Here is a 16,970-nt window from a genome sequence, read left to right as displayed (position 1 = left end):
CATATTTCAGTGCAGCATACGATCCTGTCAGCTTGGCGCTGCTCCGGGGGGAGCCGGACCGGCCCAAACCGAACATCTACCCAATGGCAACGCCGTTCGAGTGAATGCAGGGACGGCAACGCATCTATTCAATGTGTGCTGAAAAGCCGGCCCGATCCGGCGCAACATCAGGTCGCAACGTGAGTTCCGGGATGTCATACGCCCCGGCGTTCTGCGGGCGAAACGGTATCGGCGCCGTCTTCCATAAGTCATCGAGACGCTGTCCGAGCGCTTCACGCACCTCTGAAAATCTCGCTGCGTCCATTCGGCTTGTCCGATGAATGACGAACGGCGGCAACACGTCGAAGCCGGGGTAATACAGAACGCCATGGTGAATGGGGAACAACACGTCGTCGATCGGCCCGTTGATGCCCCGCGGGCTGTAATGAGACTCCCATCCCCCTGTTGTCACGATCAGCATCGCCCGCTTGCCGGCCATGGAACCTTCCCCGTAGCGGTCACCCCAGCGCGCGTCGGAGTGCTCTCCTACGCCGTACGCGAAACCATAGGCATAGACGCGCTCCACCCAGCCCTTCAGGATCGCGGGCATCGAAAACCACCACAGCGGAAACTGCAGAATCACCGCATCCGCCCACTTCAGCTTTTCCTGCTCAAGCGCGATGTCCTGACTTTGCCGGCCGTCCCTGAAAGCATGTTTCGAATCGAGAGAGGGGTCGAAACGCGCGCCGGCTTGCCGATCCAGGCTGTCGTTTGCATCAAGCGATGCTTTCCAGTTCATCGCGTACAGATCCGATACCTGGACGACGTGCCCGGTATCTTCAAGACGTTGTACCGAAAATTCCTTTAGGGATCCGTTCAATGACCGGGGTTCCGGGTGGGCATAGACGAGAAGAACATTCATGACGTGACCTCCAATGCGAGAAAGGCACACGATAGATCCCGGTCCGGTATATTGGAAATGAATTACCAATATGTCAGGTATAGCCATGAATAATCTAAGAAGACTGGACCTCAACCTGCTCGTGACACTTGACGTCCTGCTGTCGGAGCACAACGTGACCCGCGCAGCGGAACGCTTGAACTTCTCGCAACCCTCGGTGAGCGTGCATCTTGCCAAGCTGCGAGATGTCTTTGGCGACCCGCTGTTGCTGCCGGGCCCACGCGGTATGCGACCCACCGCGAGGGCCGAAGAATTGCGCGAACCGTTGCGCCAGGCGCTCGACGCACTTGAGCACGCGGTATCGCCGGCCAGCCCATTTAATCCAGCCGAAGCGGCTCATACATGGCGCGTGGCCGCTACCGACTACGCCGAATCGACGATCCTCCTGCCCGTCCTGGCCGGTTTGCGCGCGGCGGCGCCCGGCACCCGACTCGCGATCGTAGAAGCCGTTCCGCCACGCATCGCGAAGCAAGCGGAACAGGGAGACATCGATCTGGCATTCCATACAAGCGAAGGCGCCCCGCCTGGATTGCGCGGGCGGGTGCTTTTCAAGGAGCGGTATGTACTGGCAGGCCGCGCGCATCACCCGCGTCTGAAGCGACGGCCAACGCTTGCGCAGCTCTGCAAACTGGAGCACGTGATCGTCTCGCCGGACGGTGGCGGGTTTAGCGGCGTCACGGATGACGCGCTGGCGGCAGTGGGTCTCACGCGCAGGGTTGTGCTGTCGGTCCCGCACTTCCTGTTCATGATGTCAGTCCTCGCGAACACCGACCTCGTGGCGATGTTGCCAGCGCGCTTGGTACGCGACAACAGCGCGCTCAGCGTCGTAGAGGCACCGGTCGACGTGCCGGGTTATGATATGACGATGCTCTGGCATGAACGCTCGCATCGCGACCCGGCGCATCAATGGCTGCGGGAGTGCATCGTGGACTCGGTGGCAACGTGAATACCAGTGAAAACGCCGGGACCTGAGTCGACCATTCCGCGCGAGGACATCGATCGCGCCGCGCCGATGCAAGCCCGGTGCGCAATCCACGATGCGCGATCGCGCTTTCCCCTTCTACCCGCCGATCGCATCCAGTTCGGCGCGTACCTCGTCGGTCAACTTCAAACGTGCGGCCTGCATGTTTTCACGCAGATGCCCCAGCGACGACGTGCCCGGAATCAGCAGAATGTTAGGCGCACGATACAGAAGCCAGGCGAGCGCCACCTGCATGGGCATCGCGTCGATCGTTTGCGCGATCGTGGACAGCGCTGACGATTGAATCGGCGTGAATCCGCCAAGCGGAAAGAACGGTACGTAAGCGATCCCCTTCTCCGCCAGTTCATCGACCAGTGCATCGTCTTCGCGGTGAACCAGGTTGTAGTGATTCTGTACGCAGACGATCTCCGCGATACCCTGCGCCTCAGCGACCTGGGCCGCGGTCACGTTGCTCAAACCGATATGGCGAACCAGCCCTCGCTGTTGAAGCTCGGCAAGCGCCGCGACCTGCTTTTCAATCGACCCTTCGGCAGGCGCATGCACGCTGCCCATGATGCGCATATTGACGACGTCGAGCGCGTCGACACCGAGATTGCGGAGGTTGTCATGAACGCCGAGCTCGATATCTGCCGGTTCGAGCGCCGGCAGCCACGCGCCATCGTTACCACGCACCGCGCCCACCTTGGTGACGATCACGAGGTCATCCGGATAAGGATGCAGTGCTTCGCGAATCAGCTGGTTGGTGATGTGAGGACCGTAGAAGTCGCTCGTATCGATGTGATTGACGCCCGACGCCACCGCTTCGCGCAGTACGGCGATCGCTGCATCACGATCTTTCGGCGGCCCGAAGACGCCGGGGCCGGCCAGTTGCATGGCGCCATAGCCCATCCGTTGTACGGACTGGCCAGCCAGCGGATAAGTACCCACGGGTGTGAAGCTCGACATAGTGCGCTCCTGGATGTGAGGTGTTGAGCGTCAGTATGGCGGGGATTGCGTTGTTCGATAATCCGGCCTAGATTGCACGGGTTGTTAAACATTTTGAACAATGGCCATGGAATTCAACGATCTTGCCGCATTCGTTTCGGTCGCTCGCGCCGGAGGCTTTCGCGACGCTGCGCGCATCAGCGGCGTCTCCGCCTCCAGCCTGAGCATTGCCGTGCGTCGTCTCGAGTCGAAACTCGGTATGCGCCTGCTCAACCGAACCACGCGCAGTGTGGCCCCGACTGAAGCGGGATTGCGTCTGATCGAAAGGCTGATGCCATTGTTCAGCGAGATGGAAGCCGCGCTGGATATCCTGAACGTGTTCAGGGACAAGCCGAGCGGCACGCTCAAACTGAACGTCCCGTCGAGCGCCGCTCGCATCGTATTGCCGAGCGTCATTCCCCAGTTCCTGAAGGCCTATCCCGACATCCGCGTGGAGGTTGTGGTGGAGGACGGTTTCGTCGATGTGCTGTCAATCGGCTGCGACGCGGGCATTCGCTATGACGAGCGGCTTGAGCAGGACATGATCGCGATGCCAATCGGGCCCCGTGTGCAGCGTTTCGCGACGGCCGCGGCGCCGGACTATCTCGACACGCATGGCAGACCCGAGCATCCGCGCGACTTGCTCTCTCATGCGTGTTTGCGTGGTCAATTTGCCGGCGGTGCTACGCCGACCTGGTATTTCGAACGGGACGGCGAGGTGGTGCAGTTGAATCCGTCGGGACCTCTCCTCGTCAGGCCCGGCGCGGCAATCGACCTTGCGGTCAGTACGGCTGTCGCGGGAGTGGGAGTGATCCACCTGTTCGAGGACATGCTGCGCCCGCATCTCGATAGCGGCGCGTTGGAGCCGATCCTGGAGCCATGGTGGCAGCGTTTTTCGGGGCCGTTTCTTTACTACCCGGGCCGTCGTCATTTGCCGGCACCGTTGCGCGTATTTGTCGATTTTCTGAAAGCAGAGAGTCAGTCGGATACGCAGGCCGTTTGAACGGCCCGCGACGAAACTGTGCCTGACATCAGAATGCGTGACGCATCCCCACTGTGACCGCCACCTGCGTGTTCGACGACGAAGGCGAAAGCGTGTTGATCATGGCATGCGAGAGCACCGAGTCCGCAGGTGCACCGTGCACGTTCTGATAGACGCCTTCAAGATAGAAGTCGGTGCGCTTGCTGATCGAATAATCGGTCTGGAGCATCGCCGTATTCCATCCCGGCGACGAGCCGTTATAAGCGCCATGCGTGTACGTATACGCGCCCGATACGCTCAACGCAGGGGTGAGCGCGTACTTGACGTTCGCTTCGTAGTTGTCAAGGCGCAGCGAGCCACTCAAGCTTCCGGCAGACGAGTCGCCTGCACCGAGGTAAGTCCCGGTTCCGAACGAGAAGACGCCCGACGCGTTGTCCATCTGCGTATGGCTCCAGACGAGACCAACGGTAGCCGGTCCGAACGTGTAGTTACCGCCAAGCGACCAGACACGCTGACGCTCTGCAAGGAAGTTCGCGCTGGTGTCGCCCGTGGTAACGGCACCGCCTGCGCTGCCTGCGTTGTTGAATTGCAGGTAGCCGGCAGCCAGATTGACAGGCCCTTGCGTATAGGAAACGCCGAAGCCGTATGAGCGGTTGTTCGCGAAGCTGCCTGCCTTGTTGCTGAAGGCGTACATCGTTTCGAACGTGACGCCGCTGTAGGTCGGGCTTGCGTACTTGACCATATTGTTGACAACGACCGAGTCCGCAGCGAGGTTGTCGTTTTCGAACGGGTGCGCGGCCATGTTGCCGCCCCACGTGTTGGATCCTGCCGTGAGCGGACCGACCAGGTCATTCATCACGTCAAACTGGCGGCCGAACGTCAAGGTACCGTATGGATCGCTCTGCAAACCGACCCATGCCTGAGAGCCAAAACCGTCGCCGGAGAAAGCCTGGGCGCCGTTATTCAGAAGGAATCCCTGCTCCAGTTTGAAGATCGCATGCAAGCCACCACCGAGATCCTCCGAACCCTTGAGGCCGAAGACCGTGTTTTGCGTCGAACTGGTCACTTCCTGCCAGTTGCTATGTCCGCCCTGATTGTTCGTGTAGATCAATCCGGCATCGATAAGGCCATAGAGTGTCACGCTGCTTTGCGCGTGCGCCGAAATAGCAAAGGCGCCGGAAAGCGCGACCACGAGTAAAGACTTTTTCATACTTGTTAGCTCCGTGATTTAGCGGGGATGGTGTAATCAATTGTGCGTGTTTGATACCTGCTGGCGAGCGTGTTGACCGCCGGCAAGCCCCAAGAACGGACAGGCAACGCATACGCACGCTGTGGGCCGCGCGAATTGCGAAAACGTCCGGGATCGTTTGCTGATTATTGCGTGTAGCGCATTCCAATAACGTGCCAATGGCGCATGCTGGCTACAGCATGGTTTTCAATTGAGTTACACAGGCGCATCTTGCGAGCGCCGCCGAAAATAAAGAGTGCGGATGATATGACGCCTGATATAAATAGCGCGTCAAAAATAAACTCGTGTGGTGTAAAAAAATTGGCGTTGCGCCAAAATAACAAGGTCAGCGATACCACGCCGTCAGCAGATGCGTCTATTCCCCTCTTACCGCCACGCTTGCGTAAACTCCCCCACCACGCGCGCGAGATGCGCCTGCATCGCCTCTCGCGCCGCAGCCGGATCGCGGCCCATGATGGCGGCAAAAATACGCTGATGATCGTCCTGCGACGCCGCACGCATCGCCGGCGTATGAAAGTGCTCTTCGATCTTGGCCCATAGCGGATCGCTTCGCGCACAGTCCCACATCGCGGTGACCATGTGCAGCAAGACCGTATTGCCGGTGGCTTCGGCAATGCGCATATGAAACTGACGATCAGCCGCGTCGTTAGCCTGCTTGTCATCCATCTGTTCGCGCATCGTCGTGAGCGCGGCGAAGATGCGGTCGAGGTCGCTGTCCTTGCGCTCGGTTGCCGCGAGAGCCGCTACCTCGGATTCGATTAACGCGCGCGCTCGCAGCGTTTCGATCGGACCCGGGCCGCGTGGCAGCTCGAAGGTCACCGGCTTGGCGCCGATGCCTGCCGACACATAGATGCCCGATCCGCCACGCACTTCAACCACACCCTGCACCTCCAGCGCGATGATCGCCTCGCGAACCTGCGTGCGGCTCACACCGAATCTGTCGGCCAGGGTGCGCTCCGACGGCAATCTCGACCCCGCTTCGAAGTCTCCGGACGCAGCGATCAACGCGTGAATCTGTTTCGCGAGGCCGATGTAAGAACGGTCCGCGGCGTCTGCGTCTTGTCTTTGGGCGAATGGCTGGGTGGAGAAGTCGGTCATCAAGTGCTCGTGAATAGGCATAGCGAGGTGCCACCTTCGGCCCTCACATAAAAAATGGTACACCAATTTCGTATGCCGGCGCCTTTTACGCCATTCGAACTGCCACCGACCATCTGCTCATCGCGCTGGGACAAGGCCCAGCGTCGCCATAGACTGGTAAACCACTATCGCATCAAATTGGTCAACCAATCATAATCCGCCTGAATCGGGAGACGTGGCAACGCGATGCCGTCCCCAGCCAGCCAGGCCTGTGCGGTCAGTCAAAGGAGTGAAGTCGTGAAGATGTCTTTCCGGTGGTACGGCGAGTCCGATCCCGTCACGCTGCAATACATTCGCCAGATTCCCGGCATGACGGATATCGTCTCCGCGATCTATGACGAGCCAGTTGGCCAAGTGTGGCCCGCGCACAAGATCGCCGCCCTGAAGTCGACGATCGAAGCGGCCGGTCTTCGGTTCGAAGTCGTCGAATCGGTGCCCGTGCATGAAGACATCAAGCTCGGAAAGCCGGACCGTGACCGTCTCATCGCCAACTATCAGCAAACCATCCGGAACCTCGCGGCAGCCGGCATCAAGGTCATCTGCTACAACTTCATGCCGGTGTTCGACTGGACCCGCACCGAGCTGTCAAAGACGCTCGAAGACGGTTCGACATGCCTCGCGTTCAGCACGAAGGAAATCGAAGAGATCGATCCGAACAACGGCATTGCGCTGCCCGGCTGGGATTCGAGCTACAAGCCCGAGCAATTGAAGGCCCTGCTCGCCGAGTACCGCGAGGTCGACGAAGCCAGGCTTTGGCAGCATCTGGAATATTTCCTGAAAGCAATCATTCCTGTCGCCGAAGAATGCGGCATGAAAATGGCCATTCATCCGGACGACCCACCGCGCCCGATCTTCGGATTGCCGCGTATCGTGAAGAACCGTGACGACCTTGCGCGCATCGTCAAGATCGTGGACTCACCGGCGAACGGCCTCACCCTTTGCTCCGGTTCGCTCGGCGCCGGACCGCAGAACAACGTGGAAGCACTCGTGCGTGAGTTCGGTGGCATGGGGCGCATCCACTTCGCGCACATCCGCAATGTGAAGATCACGCCAGAGGGCGACTTCGAAGAATCGGCCCACCTGTCCAGCTGCGGTTCGCTGGATATCGCCGCGATCGTGAAGGCCTATCACGACACCGGATTCACCGGCTATTTCCGTCCTGATCATGGCCGCATGATCTGGGGCGAGACCGGCAAGCCTGGCTATGGTTTGTACGACCGCGCACTCGGCGCCGTGTATATCAACGGCCTGTGGGAAGCGATGGACAAGCTTTCCTGAAGCACGAAAAAAAACATTCAAACAAGGCGCCGGCGGACTGCTCGGCCGGCGTCGTCATCACCTCATTCCGGACGGAGACCGCTATGCCACGCATCCGATGGACCATGATCTTCATGTGTTTCCTCGCCAACGTCATCAACTTCGTCGACCGGGCTAATCTCGCGATCGCCGCGCCGAGCATTCGCGCGGAGTTGGGTCTGGACGCCGTCGGCATGGGGCTCGTGCTCAGTGCGTTCTTCTGGACCTACGCGTTCCTGCAACTGCCGGCCGGCTGGTTCATCGACAAGGTCGGCGTACGCGTGAGTCTGGCGCTGGCGGTGGGCTGGTGGTCAGCCTTTACGATTGCTACCGGTGCGGCACGCGGTCTCGCGCAGCTCGTGGGTGTCCGCCTGATGCTCGGTGTCGGCGAAGCGGCGGCGATTCCGTCGTTCGCCAAGGTTGCGTTCAACTGGTTTCCGCGCAGCGAGCGCGGCCTCGCGAGCAGCATCTTCGATAGCGGCTCGCGCGTCGGATCGGCGCTCTCGCTGCCCCTCGTTGCATGGTTGATATCGATCGTCGGCTGGCGCGGCTCGTTCATGATAACGGGTGGCCTCGGCGTCGTATGGGCGCTCGCCTGGTGGTTCATCTATCGTGACCCGGAGCGATACAGAGCCATTGCGCCGGCTGCCGTCGACGCCTTGCTGGCACAGCGTGCCGCGCCGGCCACCGCTGCCGCTGAAGGCGCCGGGACCGTGTCGTGGCTCGATCTGTTTCGCTATCGCACGGTGTGGGGCATGATGATCGGGCTGTTCTGCCTCAACTTCGCGATTTACTTTTTCATCACGTGGTTCCCGAGCTATCTGCTGCAGTCGCGCGGCTTCTCCCTCGCGTCACTCGGGACGTGGGGCATGCTTCCGGCGCTGCTGGCCATCCCGGGCGGCTGGCTTGGCGGCCTCGTGTCAGACAATTTGTTCAAACGGGGATGGAGCGCGACCGCCGCTCGCAAAACCTGCCTTGTGCTCGGCATGCTTCTCTCGTCGTCGATAGCACTCTCGGTGTTCGTCGAAAGCACGTGGGCATGCCTGACATTGTTCGCCCTGGCTTATGCGAGTTTGTCTTTCGCCGGCGCCAATGTGTGGACCCTGGTTGGCGAAGTGGCGCCGACTCCCGCTCATGTGGCATCGCTCGGCGGCATTCAGAACTTTGCGGGGAATCTCGCCGGTATTTTCATCACGACTTTTACCGGGGTGATGCTGGCGATTACAAAGGGTTCGTTTGTGATTCCGCTCGTGGTTGCGGGCTCGCTCTGTGTCGTCGGCGCCCTGTCCTATCTGTTCATTGTCGGTGAGGTCGAGCCGTTGCCCTTACTCCCACGCGCTCGAACGAAAAATATGGCCGGGCACGAAGCCGCTTAAGCGGCAACATCAGGGGCCACCGGCTTAAACGTCATGGTCATTTCGCCCGGGTTACACAAGCGGTGTTCCGCGATCAGCAATTGCGGTGATAATGGGGTAGAAACCTCGCCCGACGAACCCAATATGACCGAAACACGCCCTGGCCCGCTGCGCAAATTTGCCGATTTCGTTCGCGAGCAAAGGCCGCGCCTGACCGAACAATGGATGAAAGCCGTTTTCGGCGATACCGACCTCGCCGAAGCGGACACGCTCACCTATCAACAGCTCGCCGATCACCTGCCGGAAATTCTCGAAGGACTCTGCCGTGCGCTCGACGTCGAAGATCTCGAACACGTCGAGTCGGCGATCGAACGCGATGCGAGAAAACACGGCATGGTTCGTTGGCGTCAGGGCTACCGGATCGAGGAACTCGTACGCGAACTCGATCTGTTTCATCAGGTGCTCGCCGACGCGCTAGAAGAATTCGCCGACCAGGACAGCACGTTCACACGCCGCCACGAAGGTCGCGCGCGGCGCCTGGTCGCCGAAACACTCAGCATGGTCACGCTCACGTCGATCAAGGAGTTGGTCAGCGAAAGGGACCGCAAGATCGATGAGTACACCGGCAGGCTCGAGCGCGCCAATCACGAACTGACGCTCAAGCAGCGGCTGGTCGGCGATCTTTACGAGTCTCGCATGCAGATCACCCGCAGCGTGGTCCACGATCTACGCAATTTTCTGAACGCGTTTTCAATTGCGCTGCAACTGATCGAACGGGCGCCTTCAAAGGCCGATATGGCGCTGACGCTCGCCAACCGGCAAGCCTCGGACATGAAACAGCTCGTCGACCAGATGATCGAGTACTCTGTCGTGCTCGGCGACGGTACACAGCTCACGCGCGAGCCGGTTGAGCTGCATGAGCTTTACGATGAACTCGTCACCGCCTCGCGTCCCGCAATCGAAGCCAAAGGGCTGAAGTTGCGCGCGGCGTTCGATCCGGCGCTATCCACGGCCACGTCCAATCGTCTCAAGCTTAAGCAGATTGCAGTCAATCTGCTCTCCAACGCAACCAAGTACACGAAGTCCGGCGAGATCGAACTTAGCTTCGCAGCAGCCGGCACGGAGCACTGGTTGATTCGCGTGTCGGATACCGGCGTGGGCATTGCACCTTCGGATGCGGACCGGGTGTTCGACGAATTCGAACGCGCTGCCGGCGAAGATATTCCCGGCACAGGCCTCGGCCTCGCGATCGTCAAGGAGCTTTGCCGCGTGTTGAACGGTCAGATCGATTTTTCGTCACACGAAGGCGTAGGGACCACATTCGAAATCCGGTTCCCGCTGGTGCTCGCCGAAACCGACTAAACGCCTGCTGGCAACTCGCGCCGCAACCGGTGGTAAGGTGATGGAGACGTGTGAATGGTAGAAATCTATCCCGCTCGATTTCCCGAACAGCTAGAAGTTGTGCGGGCGATATTTCGCGAGTATGCCGAAAGCCTGAGCATCGATCTGAGCTTCCAGAATTTCGAGTCGGAACTCGCGGAGTTGCCTGGCAAGTTTGCGGCGCCTCGAGGGCGTGTTCTTCTCGTGCTGAGCAATGAGGAAGTAGTCGGCTGTGTGGCAATGCGTCCTTTGGACGAATTGACGTGCGAAATGAAACGCCTTTATATCCGTCCATCTGGACGCGGTCAGCAGGTCGGCAGGCAATTGGCGACGCTGATTTGTCGAATCGCCCGGGAGGCGGGATATACGCGCATTCGTCTCGACACGCTTCCCGATATGCAGGCCGCACAACAGCTTTATATATCGCTTGGGTTCAAGCCGATCCCTGCCTATGTTTTCAATCCCATTGCGGGCACGATCTTTATGGAACGCGATCTGACACGTCCGGAAAATCCCGCCACCTAGTCATACGGCGCCGCGTTCATCCCCGCAACGGCGCGGCAGGCCGTCCAATCGGGCCGGCTGACGCAACCTCACGACTTCATGGCTTCCCGCATGAGCGGGAAGCTTGCACGCGTCGGCACACCTAAATTATTACGATTAACAAACAAAAACATTTTGCTCCGTAATAAATAATCGATTAACTCACACCGCACTCATAGCGGAACCGGTTGATTCCATGCGAATTCAAGCATTTACCGAAATTGCAATTACGGAAATCCGGTACATCCTTGACAAACTCTGGTGGCGTCACCTATTTTTCATCTGCCGCCAATATAGGAATATCCACTTGCGGAAAAACATCCCGAAAAGAACCGGGATATCCAAACCAGATATTTAGTTATTCTACGCATATTGCATAGAAATCTGAATCTATGCGCTTTGCAGTAAGTTGGTCTCAACCGCTGCATGCCGACGATGCATCATCAATATTTCGAACTCCGATCTATTTTCATCGGCGATGAGCGGCCTTTGTGAATTGGTATCTGAACCCACCACCAAGGATAGAGATGAAACGAGACGAGCGTCTTACCGGCCATAGCCATCAACAACGTCATCGCCATGGCAGGCTGCCGGGCCTGGGAACTTTAGCGGTCGCGATCATATTTCTCGGAGGTTGCGGCGGAGGGGATGGCAGCTCGCCCTCCGGCACGGCCGTGAGCATGCAGCAGACTGCAGCGAATCAGCAACTCACCGCACAACAGGCCGCCGCGCAGTCGCAAACAGGCAATCAAACCTATATCGACCCGGTCGCCTATTCGGGCAACGCCACCGATGGTCTCGCGCCGGCTCAGGCCTCCGAGAAGGCGGCGATCATGCACTACCAATGGACGCTGGGCAAAACACCGATCAACTACACCACGACGACGGGCCATTTGACGGCCGCCGATTCGAGCGGCAACCCCGAAGCGACGATGTCCTATGTCGCGTACACCGCGCCGAGTACGAACGGCTCACCGCGCCCTGTCACGTTCGTCTATAACGGCGGCCCGGGCTCCTCCTCGATCTGGCTGCGACTCGGGTCATTCGCGCCAACGCGGGTCGCCACGCCCGACCCGGTGTTCGGCAACTGGCCGAATTATCCGCTCGTCGACAATAAGGACAGCCTGATCGACACCACGGACATGGTCTTCATCGACCCGCCTGGAACCGGCCTTTCCGAGGCGATTCTGCCGAATACGAACCAGAAGTACTGGACGACCGACGCGGACGTCAACATCATGCGCGACTTCATCCAGCGCTATCTGACGGTCAACAATCGCAGCAGCTCGCCGATCTATCTGTACGGCGAGTCGTACGGCACGCCTCGCACCGATATGCTCGCATTGGCGCTTGAATCGGCGGGCGTGCATCTGACTGGCATCGTCCTTCAATCTTCAATCCTGAACTATTTCGCGGATGCGATCGAGGCCGTCGCGATTACGAACTCGACGAGCGCACTGGCGTTGGATACGGATACGCTGGCCGGCTATTTCCCCGGCTATGCGGAAGTCGCGGCTTACTACAACCAGGTGTCGCCAGCGCCGCTCAATCAGGACCTTTACGCACTGCAGGCGAGCCTGTTCGTCACGGCCGAGTACAACCGGTTCAGGCGGTACTCGCAATCGTGGGTACTCAGTCAACTCGGCATACCGGACGCGCTGGGTACGCCGGTGTTCCCCAGTGCCCAAACGCTTCAGGCGTGGACCTTGCCATCCAGTTTGACCACGCAGGCGCTGCAGGGCTACTTCGGCGCGAACCCGTTCTCGACGAGCCTCCTGCCCGGCACGACGATCGGCCGGTACGACGGACGCGTGTCACTGCCGAATTCGGATCCGCGTCTGCAAAACGACGGAGACCCGTCCGACATCCTGATCTCCCAGCCGTTCACCACGGCGCTGGCGACGCAGATGCCCGACTACCTGGGGTATACGGCGCCGAACGCGACCTATTTGCCGCTGAACGACAACATCATCAACGTGTGGGACTTCTCGCATGATGGACAACCCCTGCCCGATACGATCCCGGATCTGCTGGGCGCGCTGACGCTCAACCCGAAACTCAGGGTACTCTCGGAAAACGGCTTTCATGACCTGGCCACACCGTTCTTCAACACCGAGAAGCAACTGGCGCGGCTGCAAACGGTATCCGGTCTGAATCCGGACTTGCAGGTCAACTTCTTCCAGGGCGGACATATGATCTATCTGGATGACGTCGCCCGTCCGCTGATGAAACGGGATCTGGTGCGCTTCTATCGGGGCACGCCGCTTCCGGATGCACTCGCGCTCTGGACGCTGCCGGCGCCGTGGCACGACGAAAGTCCCGCCAGTCAGCCGACTGCCACCGCCACGGCGCAAGCCACGGCACCCTGACTGAACTGACGCGATGTACCTCGTTCGCGATACTCTATTCACTCAATCAATGCGAGTCATCATGTCTCTTTTCGATATGTTGCGGCGTGTCTCCCCGTTGATCGTCCTCGGCTGCTTTATCGGCAGCGCGCATGCGTTACCGCCGCAAGCGGTGGCGCCGGCGACGCCGCCAAGCGGGGCGAGAGGCGTCGACGGTCCGTTCTTTCCTCAAAACCGGGCTGCCCCCATCACGCCGTCAACCGGCACGGCACTGCAGCAGGAAGCTCAACAGCGGCTCGAAGCGCGCCTGGGGGCGAACACGGCACTGAGCAATGGCGCGGCGGTCACGAAAACTCAGGCCCAGACCGAGGGGCTCGGCTATGTCGCCAAGCACTTCGATCAGATCGATACAAGCCATAAAGGGAGTGTGACCATGAACGACGTCAGGCAGTATCTGCAGCAGCAGGGGCGGTAGCCCTGGGGCAGTGACTAAGGGGCGCTCCTTGTTCAAGGATGTGGAGCGCCCGCTTTCGACCCAAGCAAAAGCACCGTTGCCTTTGTGACTCGCCTTCGTCGATTGACCGCTGTTAGCAAAACTGAACGGCCTCCCGGCCTTGTTCGGGTTCCGTGCGTTTAATCCGATCGCGCGTTCTTTCCGGTCGGCAAACATCCGCTCATTGCACCGCCGCGGTCGCTCAACCCACGCACCACGACCTCAGACGATTTGCCATCCCGTCTCGCCAACTCGGCGAGGTCGAGCAACGCCGCGTATTTCGCCGAGCAGTCCTGCTCGGGCTGAATCGCTCGGTGCACAACATGCGTTGCACTGTTTGTGATGCCCTCACCGACTGCAATCGCCGCACCGGTAGCAACGATCATCGTTGCCAAGGCCCCTACCTTGCATAACGTCCGGGTGCGTATCGCGTTGAAACGTGACTGGACCGTCTTCACACTTCCCTGCTCGCTCATCCACGGCGGACCGATTTGCCCGGCCTCATCGCCCGTTCTCACCCGCACGTTTTCACTCATGACCAGTGCGCCGGGACCCAGACATTGCCTACCCAGTGCCCCGGCACCCACACGACAGGGCGCGGCGCAGGCGCCACATAGACCACGCGCGGCGCGACATACACAGCAGGCGGCGGGGGCGGCGGCGGAACGTAGACAACCGGCGGCGGTGCAACAACGACCGGAGGCGGCGGCACATACACAACCGGCGGCGGCACGACGACAACCGGCTTCGGCGCAACCACTACCGTCGTGCTGCCCGTTGTAACGACGCCGGTGGTGGTGACCGTCCCGCTTGTCGACGTCGTCACGACGCCCGGGGCGACACGCGTGGCCGTACCGGAATGATTGACGGTCCCACCATCAGACCCCGTCACTGTGCCCGAACGTGAACATGAAGCGCCCGCGCAGTTTGTCGATGCCGAATGGTTGACCGTGTTGCCGTTCGAGCCCGTGACCGACCCGGACGACGAATACTGGCCAGGCGCGGTTTTCGTCACATCGCCTGACGTGGTAGCTGTTTTGCCGTCCGGGCCGGTCAGGGTGCCGGTGTGGGAACACGTGCCGCCTGCACAGTTGGTATCGCCGGCGTGCTGAACCTGGTTGCCGTAGCGTCCCGTCGCCGTGCCTGAATTCGAGAACTGGCCGGGCGCATTGCGGGTCACCGTGCCGGTGTTGGTCGCCACACCGCCGTATGGACCGGCTACGCCGCCCGCGTGCGAACAACTGCCGCCGCCACACGAACCGTAACGCGCGCCGTTGTAGGTGCCGCGCGAGGTGTACGCGGTGCCGTGCTGCGACCAGGCGAAAGCCGACGCGCTCCCAAGCGCGAGTACGGCGACCGTTGTGGTGAGCACGAGTTTGCGCAGCGTGCCGCGTACGGATGCAATGGATGTCACGGGGGCAGGAAAAGCGCCGGTGGCTGGGACGACGAACGAACAGTTTTTCACGGTATGTCCTTCTTGATTTCGGGCCACTTCTGCGCACTGCGGCGTGGCAACGAACGGACTATAGAAGGACGCGCGAGTTTAATCAGCAGCGAAGATATGTCGCCCTGTGTCATCACGACGGAGGCCTGCTGGACAAGGCTTTCCGACCGATTCGGGCGGGCCGCGACATATTCCGACATAAATTGTTTCAGGTCGAGTCCAGCCCATGCCGCGCGCCTGGTCGAACGCGACCGCGAGTCACGTTCGACGCCACCGTGACACTTTTCCGAAATGCGTATGTCGTAGGGTTCAATGAACGGAACGGCGAGAGCCGCTTGCGTATCACCACCCCGCTTACTCTTCCTCAAGAGGCGCATATGTCGGCAAAACGCGAGTCGAAACCCAAAGCCAAAGCGAAACAAAGCACGGCGAAAGCTGAAGGGAAGCGAAAGTCGGCCAGCAAGGCCGCGGCATCCGGAAAAAAAGCCACTGCGCGCGCTAGCGGCTCCAACCCGACTGCGAGCACTACCACCGCCGCCGCCACGCTCCGTCCGCGAATCCTGGATCAGCCCGTGTTCGCGCAGCCGCAGCCGACTGCGGACCCAACGGTGTTTCGTGTGCCCCATCCGTCGGACAATGCGGCCTACAAGGAAATCGACGAGCTCAATGCGGAGCACAAACTGTTTCCGTTGCCATTTCCCGCGCCGAGAGGTGGCGTGGAGCCCCAGTTGACCCTGGCCGATGTCATGGGTGACAACGCAACCGCCATCGACAGAATCACAGCCGCCGGACAACTGGTATTTCACGCGCTAGGGGATTGCGGCAACACGAGCGGCCCGGCGACCCAAAACGAAGTGACCGACAAATTGACCGCCGACTTCAACGAAGCCAATGCCAGCGAGGTACCGCAGTTCGCGCTATTACTCGGCGACGTCGTCTATAGCTTTGGCGAGGGCAAGTACTATTACGATCAGTTTTACGAACCGTATCGAAACTATCCGGCGCCGATCCTCGCCTGCGCCGGCAACCACGACGGCATGGTTTCGCCGGAAGCGCACGCCGCCAGTCTCAATGCGTTCCTGCGAAATTTTTGCGCGGAGACGTTCGCCGTTACCCCCGAAGCCGGCGGACTTTCGCGCACCGCGCAAATTCAGCCCGGCGTGTTCTTCACGTTCGAGGCGCCATTCGTGCGAGTACTGGCGATTTACAGCAACACGCTCGAAGATCCCGGTGTGATTTCAAACCCAACCATCGGGCGCACTCAACTCGACTTTCTCGACGCCGCGCTCAAGCGTGTCAAAGCCGAGAAGTTCACGGGCGCACTGTTGATCGCGGATCATCATCCGCCGTACAGCGCGGGCGGGCACGGATCGAGCGTCGATATGCTGGCGCAGATCGACAAGATCTGCGAAGCCAACGGCGTATGGCCGCATGCGTTTCTCTCCGGCCATGCGCACAATTATCAGCGCTTCACACGCACGCGAAATGCGGACGGCACGCAGATTCCCTACCTCGTATGCGGTAACGGTGGACACGGTTTGGTCAAGCTCGCCGCGCAGGGCGCGCCCGCCATCCGCGCGCCGCAAATCATGCAGGCGGCGTCGGCCACCACCGATCAGGTCGTGCTGGAAAACTACGACGACACCAACTACGGTTATCTGCGCATCGTCGTCACCGCCACGCAGTTACGTATCGAGTATCACTCGGCGTCCGATGGTCTCAACACGAAAGCACCGAACGACTACGTAACGATCAACCTTGCCGAGCGCAAGGTGGCGCATTTTGTTGCGTCAGACATGGGACACCCGATGGCTGCCAAGGCTGTGCGTGCACTAATGCGTCATTAGTGTCTGGACTT

At 60.1% G+C, this 16,970-nt stretch carries 15 protein-coding genes; 9 read left to right on the top strand and 6 right to left on the bottom strand.

Annotated elements, in window-relative coordinates; genetic code table 11:
- Nucleotides 1-124: 124 nt before the first annotated feature.
- The gene (locus tag PQQ96_RS09085) at nt 125-901 is read right to left on the bottom strand and encodes an NAD(P)H-dependent oxidoreductase (protein ID WP_408290964.1); all 777 of its coding nucleotides are present in this window, start codon (nt 899-901) and stop codon (nt 125-127) included.
- Nucleotides 902-971: 70 nt separating this feature from the next.
- Between PQQ96_RS09085 and PQQ96_RS09080 the strand changes: the two genes are divergently transcribed.
- Nucleotides 972-1,886, top strand: coding sequence for a LysR family transcriptional regulator (locus PQQ96_RS09080; protein ID WP_408290963.1), 915 nt, complete (start codon nt 972-974; stop codon nt 1,884-1,886).
- A 114-nt stretch (nt 1,887-2,000) separates the two neighbouring features.
- Here PQQ96_RS09080 and PQQ96_RS09075 read toward each other — a convergent pair whose 3' ends face one another.
- Nucleotides 2,001-2,867 (bottom strand): aldo/keto reductase family oxidoreductase, encoded by an 867-nt coding sequence (locus PQQ96_RS09075; RefSeq protein ID WP_408290961.1) that lies wholly within the window; start codon nt 2,865-2,867, stop codon nt 2,001-2,003.
- 106 nt (nt 2,868-2,973) lie between these two features.
- On the opposite strand from PQQ96_RS09075, the gene PQQ96_RS09070 reads away from it, so the two are divergent.
- The gene (locus PQQ96_RS09070) at nt 2,974-3,888 is read left to right on the top strand and encodes a LysR family transcriptional regulator (protein WP_408290959.1); all 915 of its coding nucleotides are present in this window, start codon (nt 2,974-2,976) and stop codon (nt 3,886-3,888) included.
- Between the two features lie 28 nt (nt 3,889-3,916).
- Here PQQ96_RS09070 and PQQ96_RS09065 read toward each other — a convergent pair whose 3' ends face one another.
- Both PQQ96_RS09065 and PQQ96_RS09060 read right to left on the bottom strand, forming a co-directional pair.
- Nucleotides 3,917-5,077 (bottom strand): porin, encoded by a 1,161-nt coding sequence (locus tag PQQ96_RS09065; RefSeq protein WP_408290957.1) that lies wholly within the window; start codon nt 5,075-5,077, stop codon nt 3,917-3,919.
- Between the two features lie 405 nt (nt 5,078-5,482).
- Nucleotides 5,483-6,214 carry a FadR/GntR family transcriptional regulator gene (locus PQQ96_RS09060; protein ID WP_408290956.1) on the bottom strand — a complete coding sequence of 244 codons (732 nt, stop codon included), beginning with the start codon at nt 6,212-6,214 and terminating at the stop codon, nt 5,483-5,485.
- Between the two features lie 276 nt (nt 6,215-6,490).
- Between PQQ96_RS09060 and uxuA the strand changes: the two genes are divergently transcribed.
- The 6 genes from uxuA to PQQ96_RS09030 all read left to right on the top strand — a co-directional run bounded on the left by uxuA (nt 6,491) and on the right by PQQ96_RS09030 (nt 13,650).
- Nucleotides 6,491-7,531 carry a mannonate dehydratase gene (gene uxuA / locus PQQ96_RS09055; RefSeq protein WP_408290954.1) on the top strand — a complete coding sequence of 347 codons (1,041 nt, stop codon included), beginning with the start codon at nt 6,491-6,493 and terminating at the stop codon, nt 7,529-7,531.
- 83 nt (nt 7,532-7,614) lie between these two features.
- Complete coding sequence (locus PQQ96_RS09050) at nt 7,615-8,925, top strand: MFS transporter (RefSeq protein ID WP_408290952.1); 1,311 nt, start codon at nt 7,615-7,617, stop codon at nt 8,923-8,925.
- A 123-nt stretch (nt 8,926-9,048) separates the two neighbouring features.
- On the top strand, nt 9,049-10,266 hold the full coding sequence (locus PQQ96_RS09045) for a sensor histidine kinase (RefSeq protein ID WP_408290950.1): 1,218 nt from the start codon (nt 9,049-9,051) through the stop codon (nt 10,264-10,266).
- A gap of 54 nt (nt 10,267-10,320) precedes the next feature.
- Nucleotides 10,321-10,809: a GNAT family N-acetyltransferase gene (locus PQQ96_RS09040; protein ID WP_408290949.1), complete on the top strand. Its 489-nt coding sequence runs from the start codon at nt 10,321-10,323 to the stop codon at nt 10,807-10,809.
- A gap of 545 nt (nt 10,810-11,354) precedes the next feature.
- Nucleotides 11,355-13,196, top strand: coding sequence for a S10 family serine carboxypeptidase-like protein (locus PQQ96_RS09035; RefSeq protein WP_408290947.1), 1,842 nt, complete (start codon nt 11,355-11,357; stop codon nt 13,194-13,196).
- A 61-nt stretch (nt 13,197-13,257) separates the two neighbouring features.
- Nucleotides 13,258-13,650 (top strand): 2-oxoglutarate dehydrogenase, encoded by a 393-nt coding sequence (locus tag PQQ96_RS09030; protein WP_408290945.1) that lies wholly within the window; start codon nt 13,258-13,260, stop codon nt 13,648-13,650.
- A 158-nt stretch (nt 13,651-13,808) separates the two neighbouring features.
- Here the strand turns inward: PQQ96_RS09030 and PQQ96_RS09025 are convergent, their stop codons facing one another.
- A complete protein-coding gene (locus PQQ96_RS09025; RefSeq protein WP_408290943.1) occupies nt 13,809-14,204 on the bottom strand; it encodes a hypothetical protein in 396 nt (131 codons plus the stop codon).
- A complete protein-coding gene (locus tag PQQ96_RS09020; protein WP_408290942.1) occupies nt 14,201-15,133 on the bottom strand; it encodes a hypothetical protein in 933 nt (310 codons plus the stop codon). The genes PQQ96_RS09025 and PQQ96_RS09020 overlap by 4 nt, the downstream gene beginning before the upstream one ends.
- Before the next feature lie 551 nt (nt 15,134-15,684).
- Here PQQ96_RS09020 and PQQ96_RS09015 point away from each other — a divergent pair.
- Nucleotides 15,685-16,959 carry a metallophosphoesterase family protein gene (locus tag PQQ96_RS09015; protein ID WP_408290940.1) on the top strand — a complete coding sequence of 425 codons (1,275 nt, stop codon included), beginning with the start codon at nt 15,685-15,687 and terminating at the stop codon, nt 16,957-16,959.
- Nucleotides 16,960-16,970 lie beyond the last annotated feature (11 nt).

The sequence above is a fragment of the Paraburkholderia sediminicola genome (assembly GCF_046027825.1).
Taxonomy (GTDB): domain Bacteria; phylum Pseudomonadota; class Gammaproteobacteria; order Burkholderiales; family Burkholderiaceae; genus Paraburkholderia; species Paraburkholderia sediminicola_D.
This window is presented reverse-complemented; position numbering and strand designations above follow the sequence as displayed.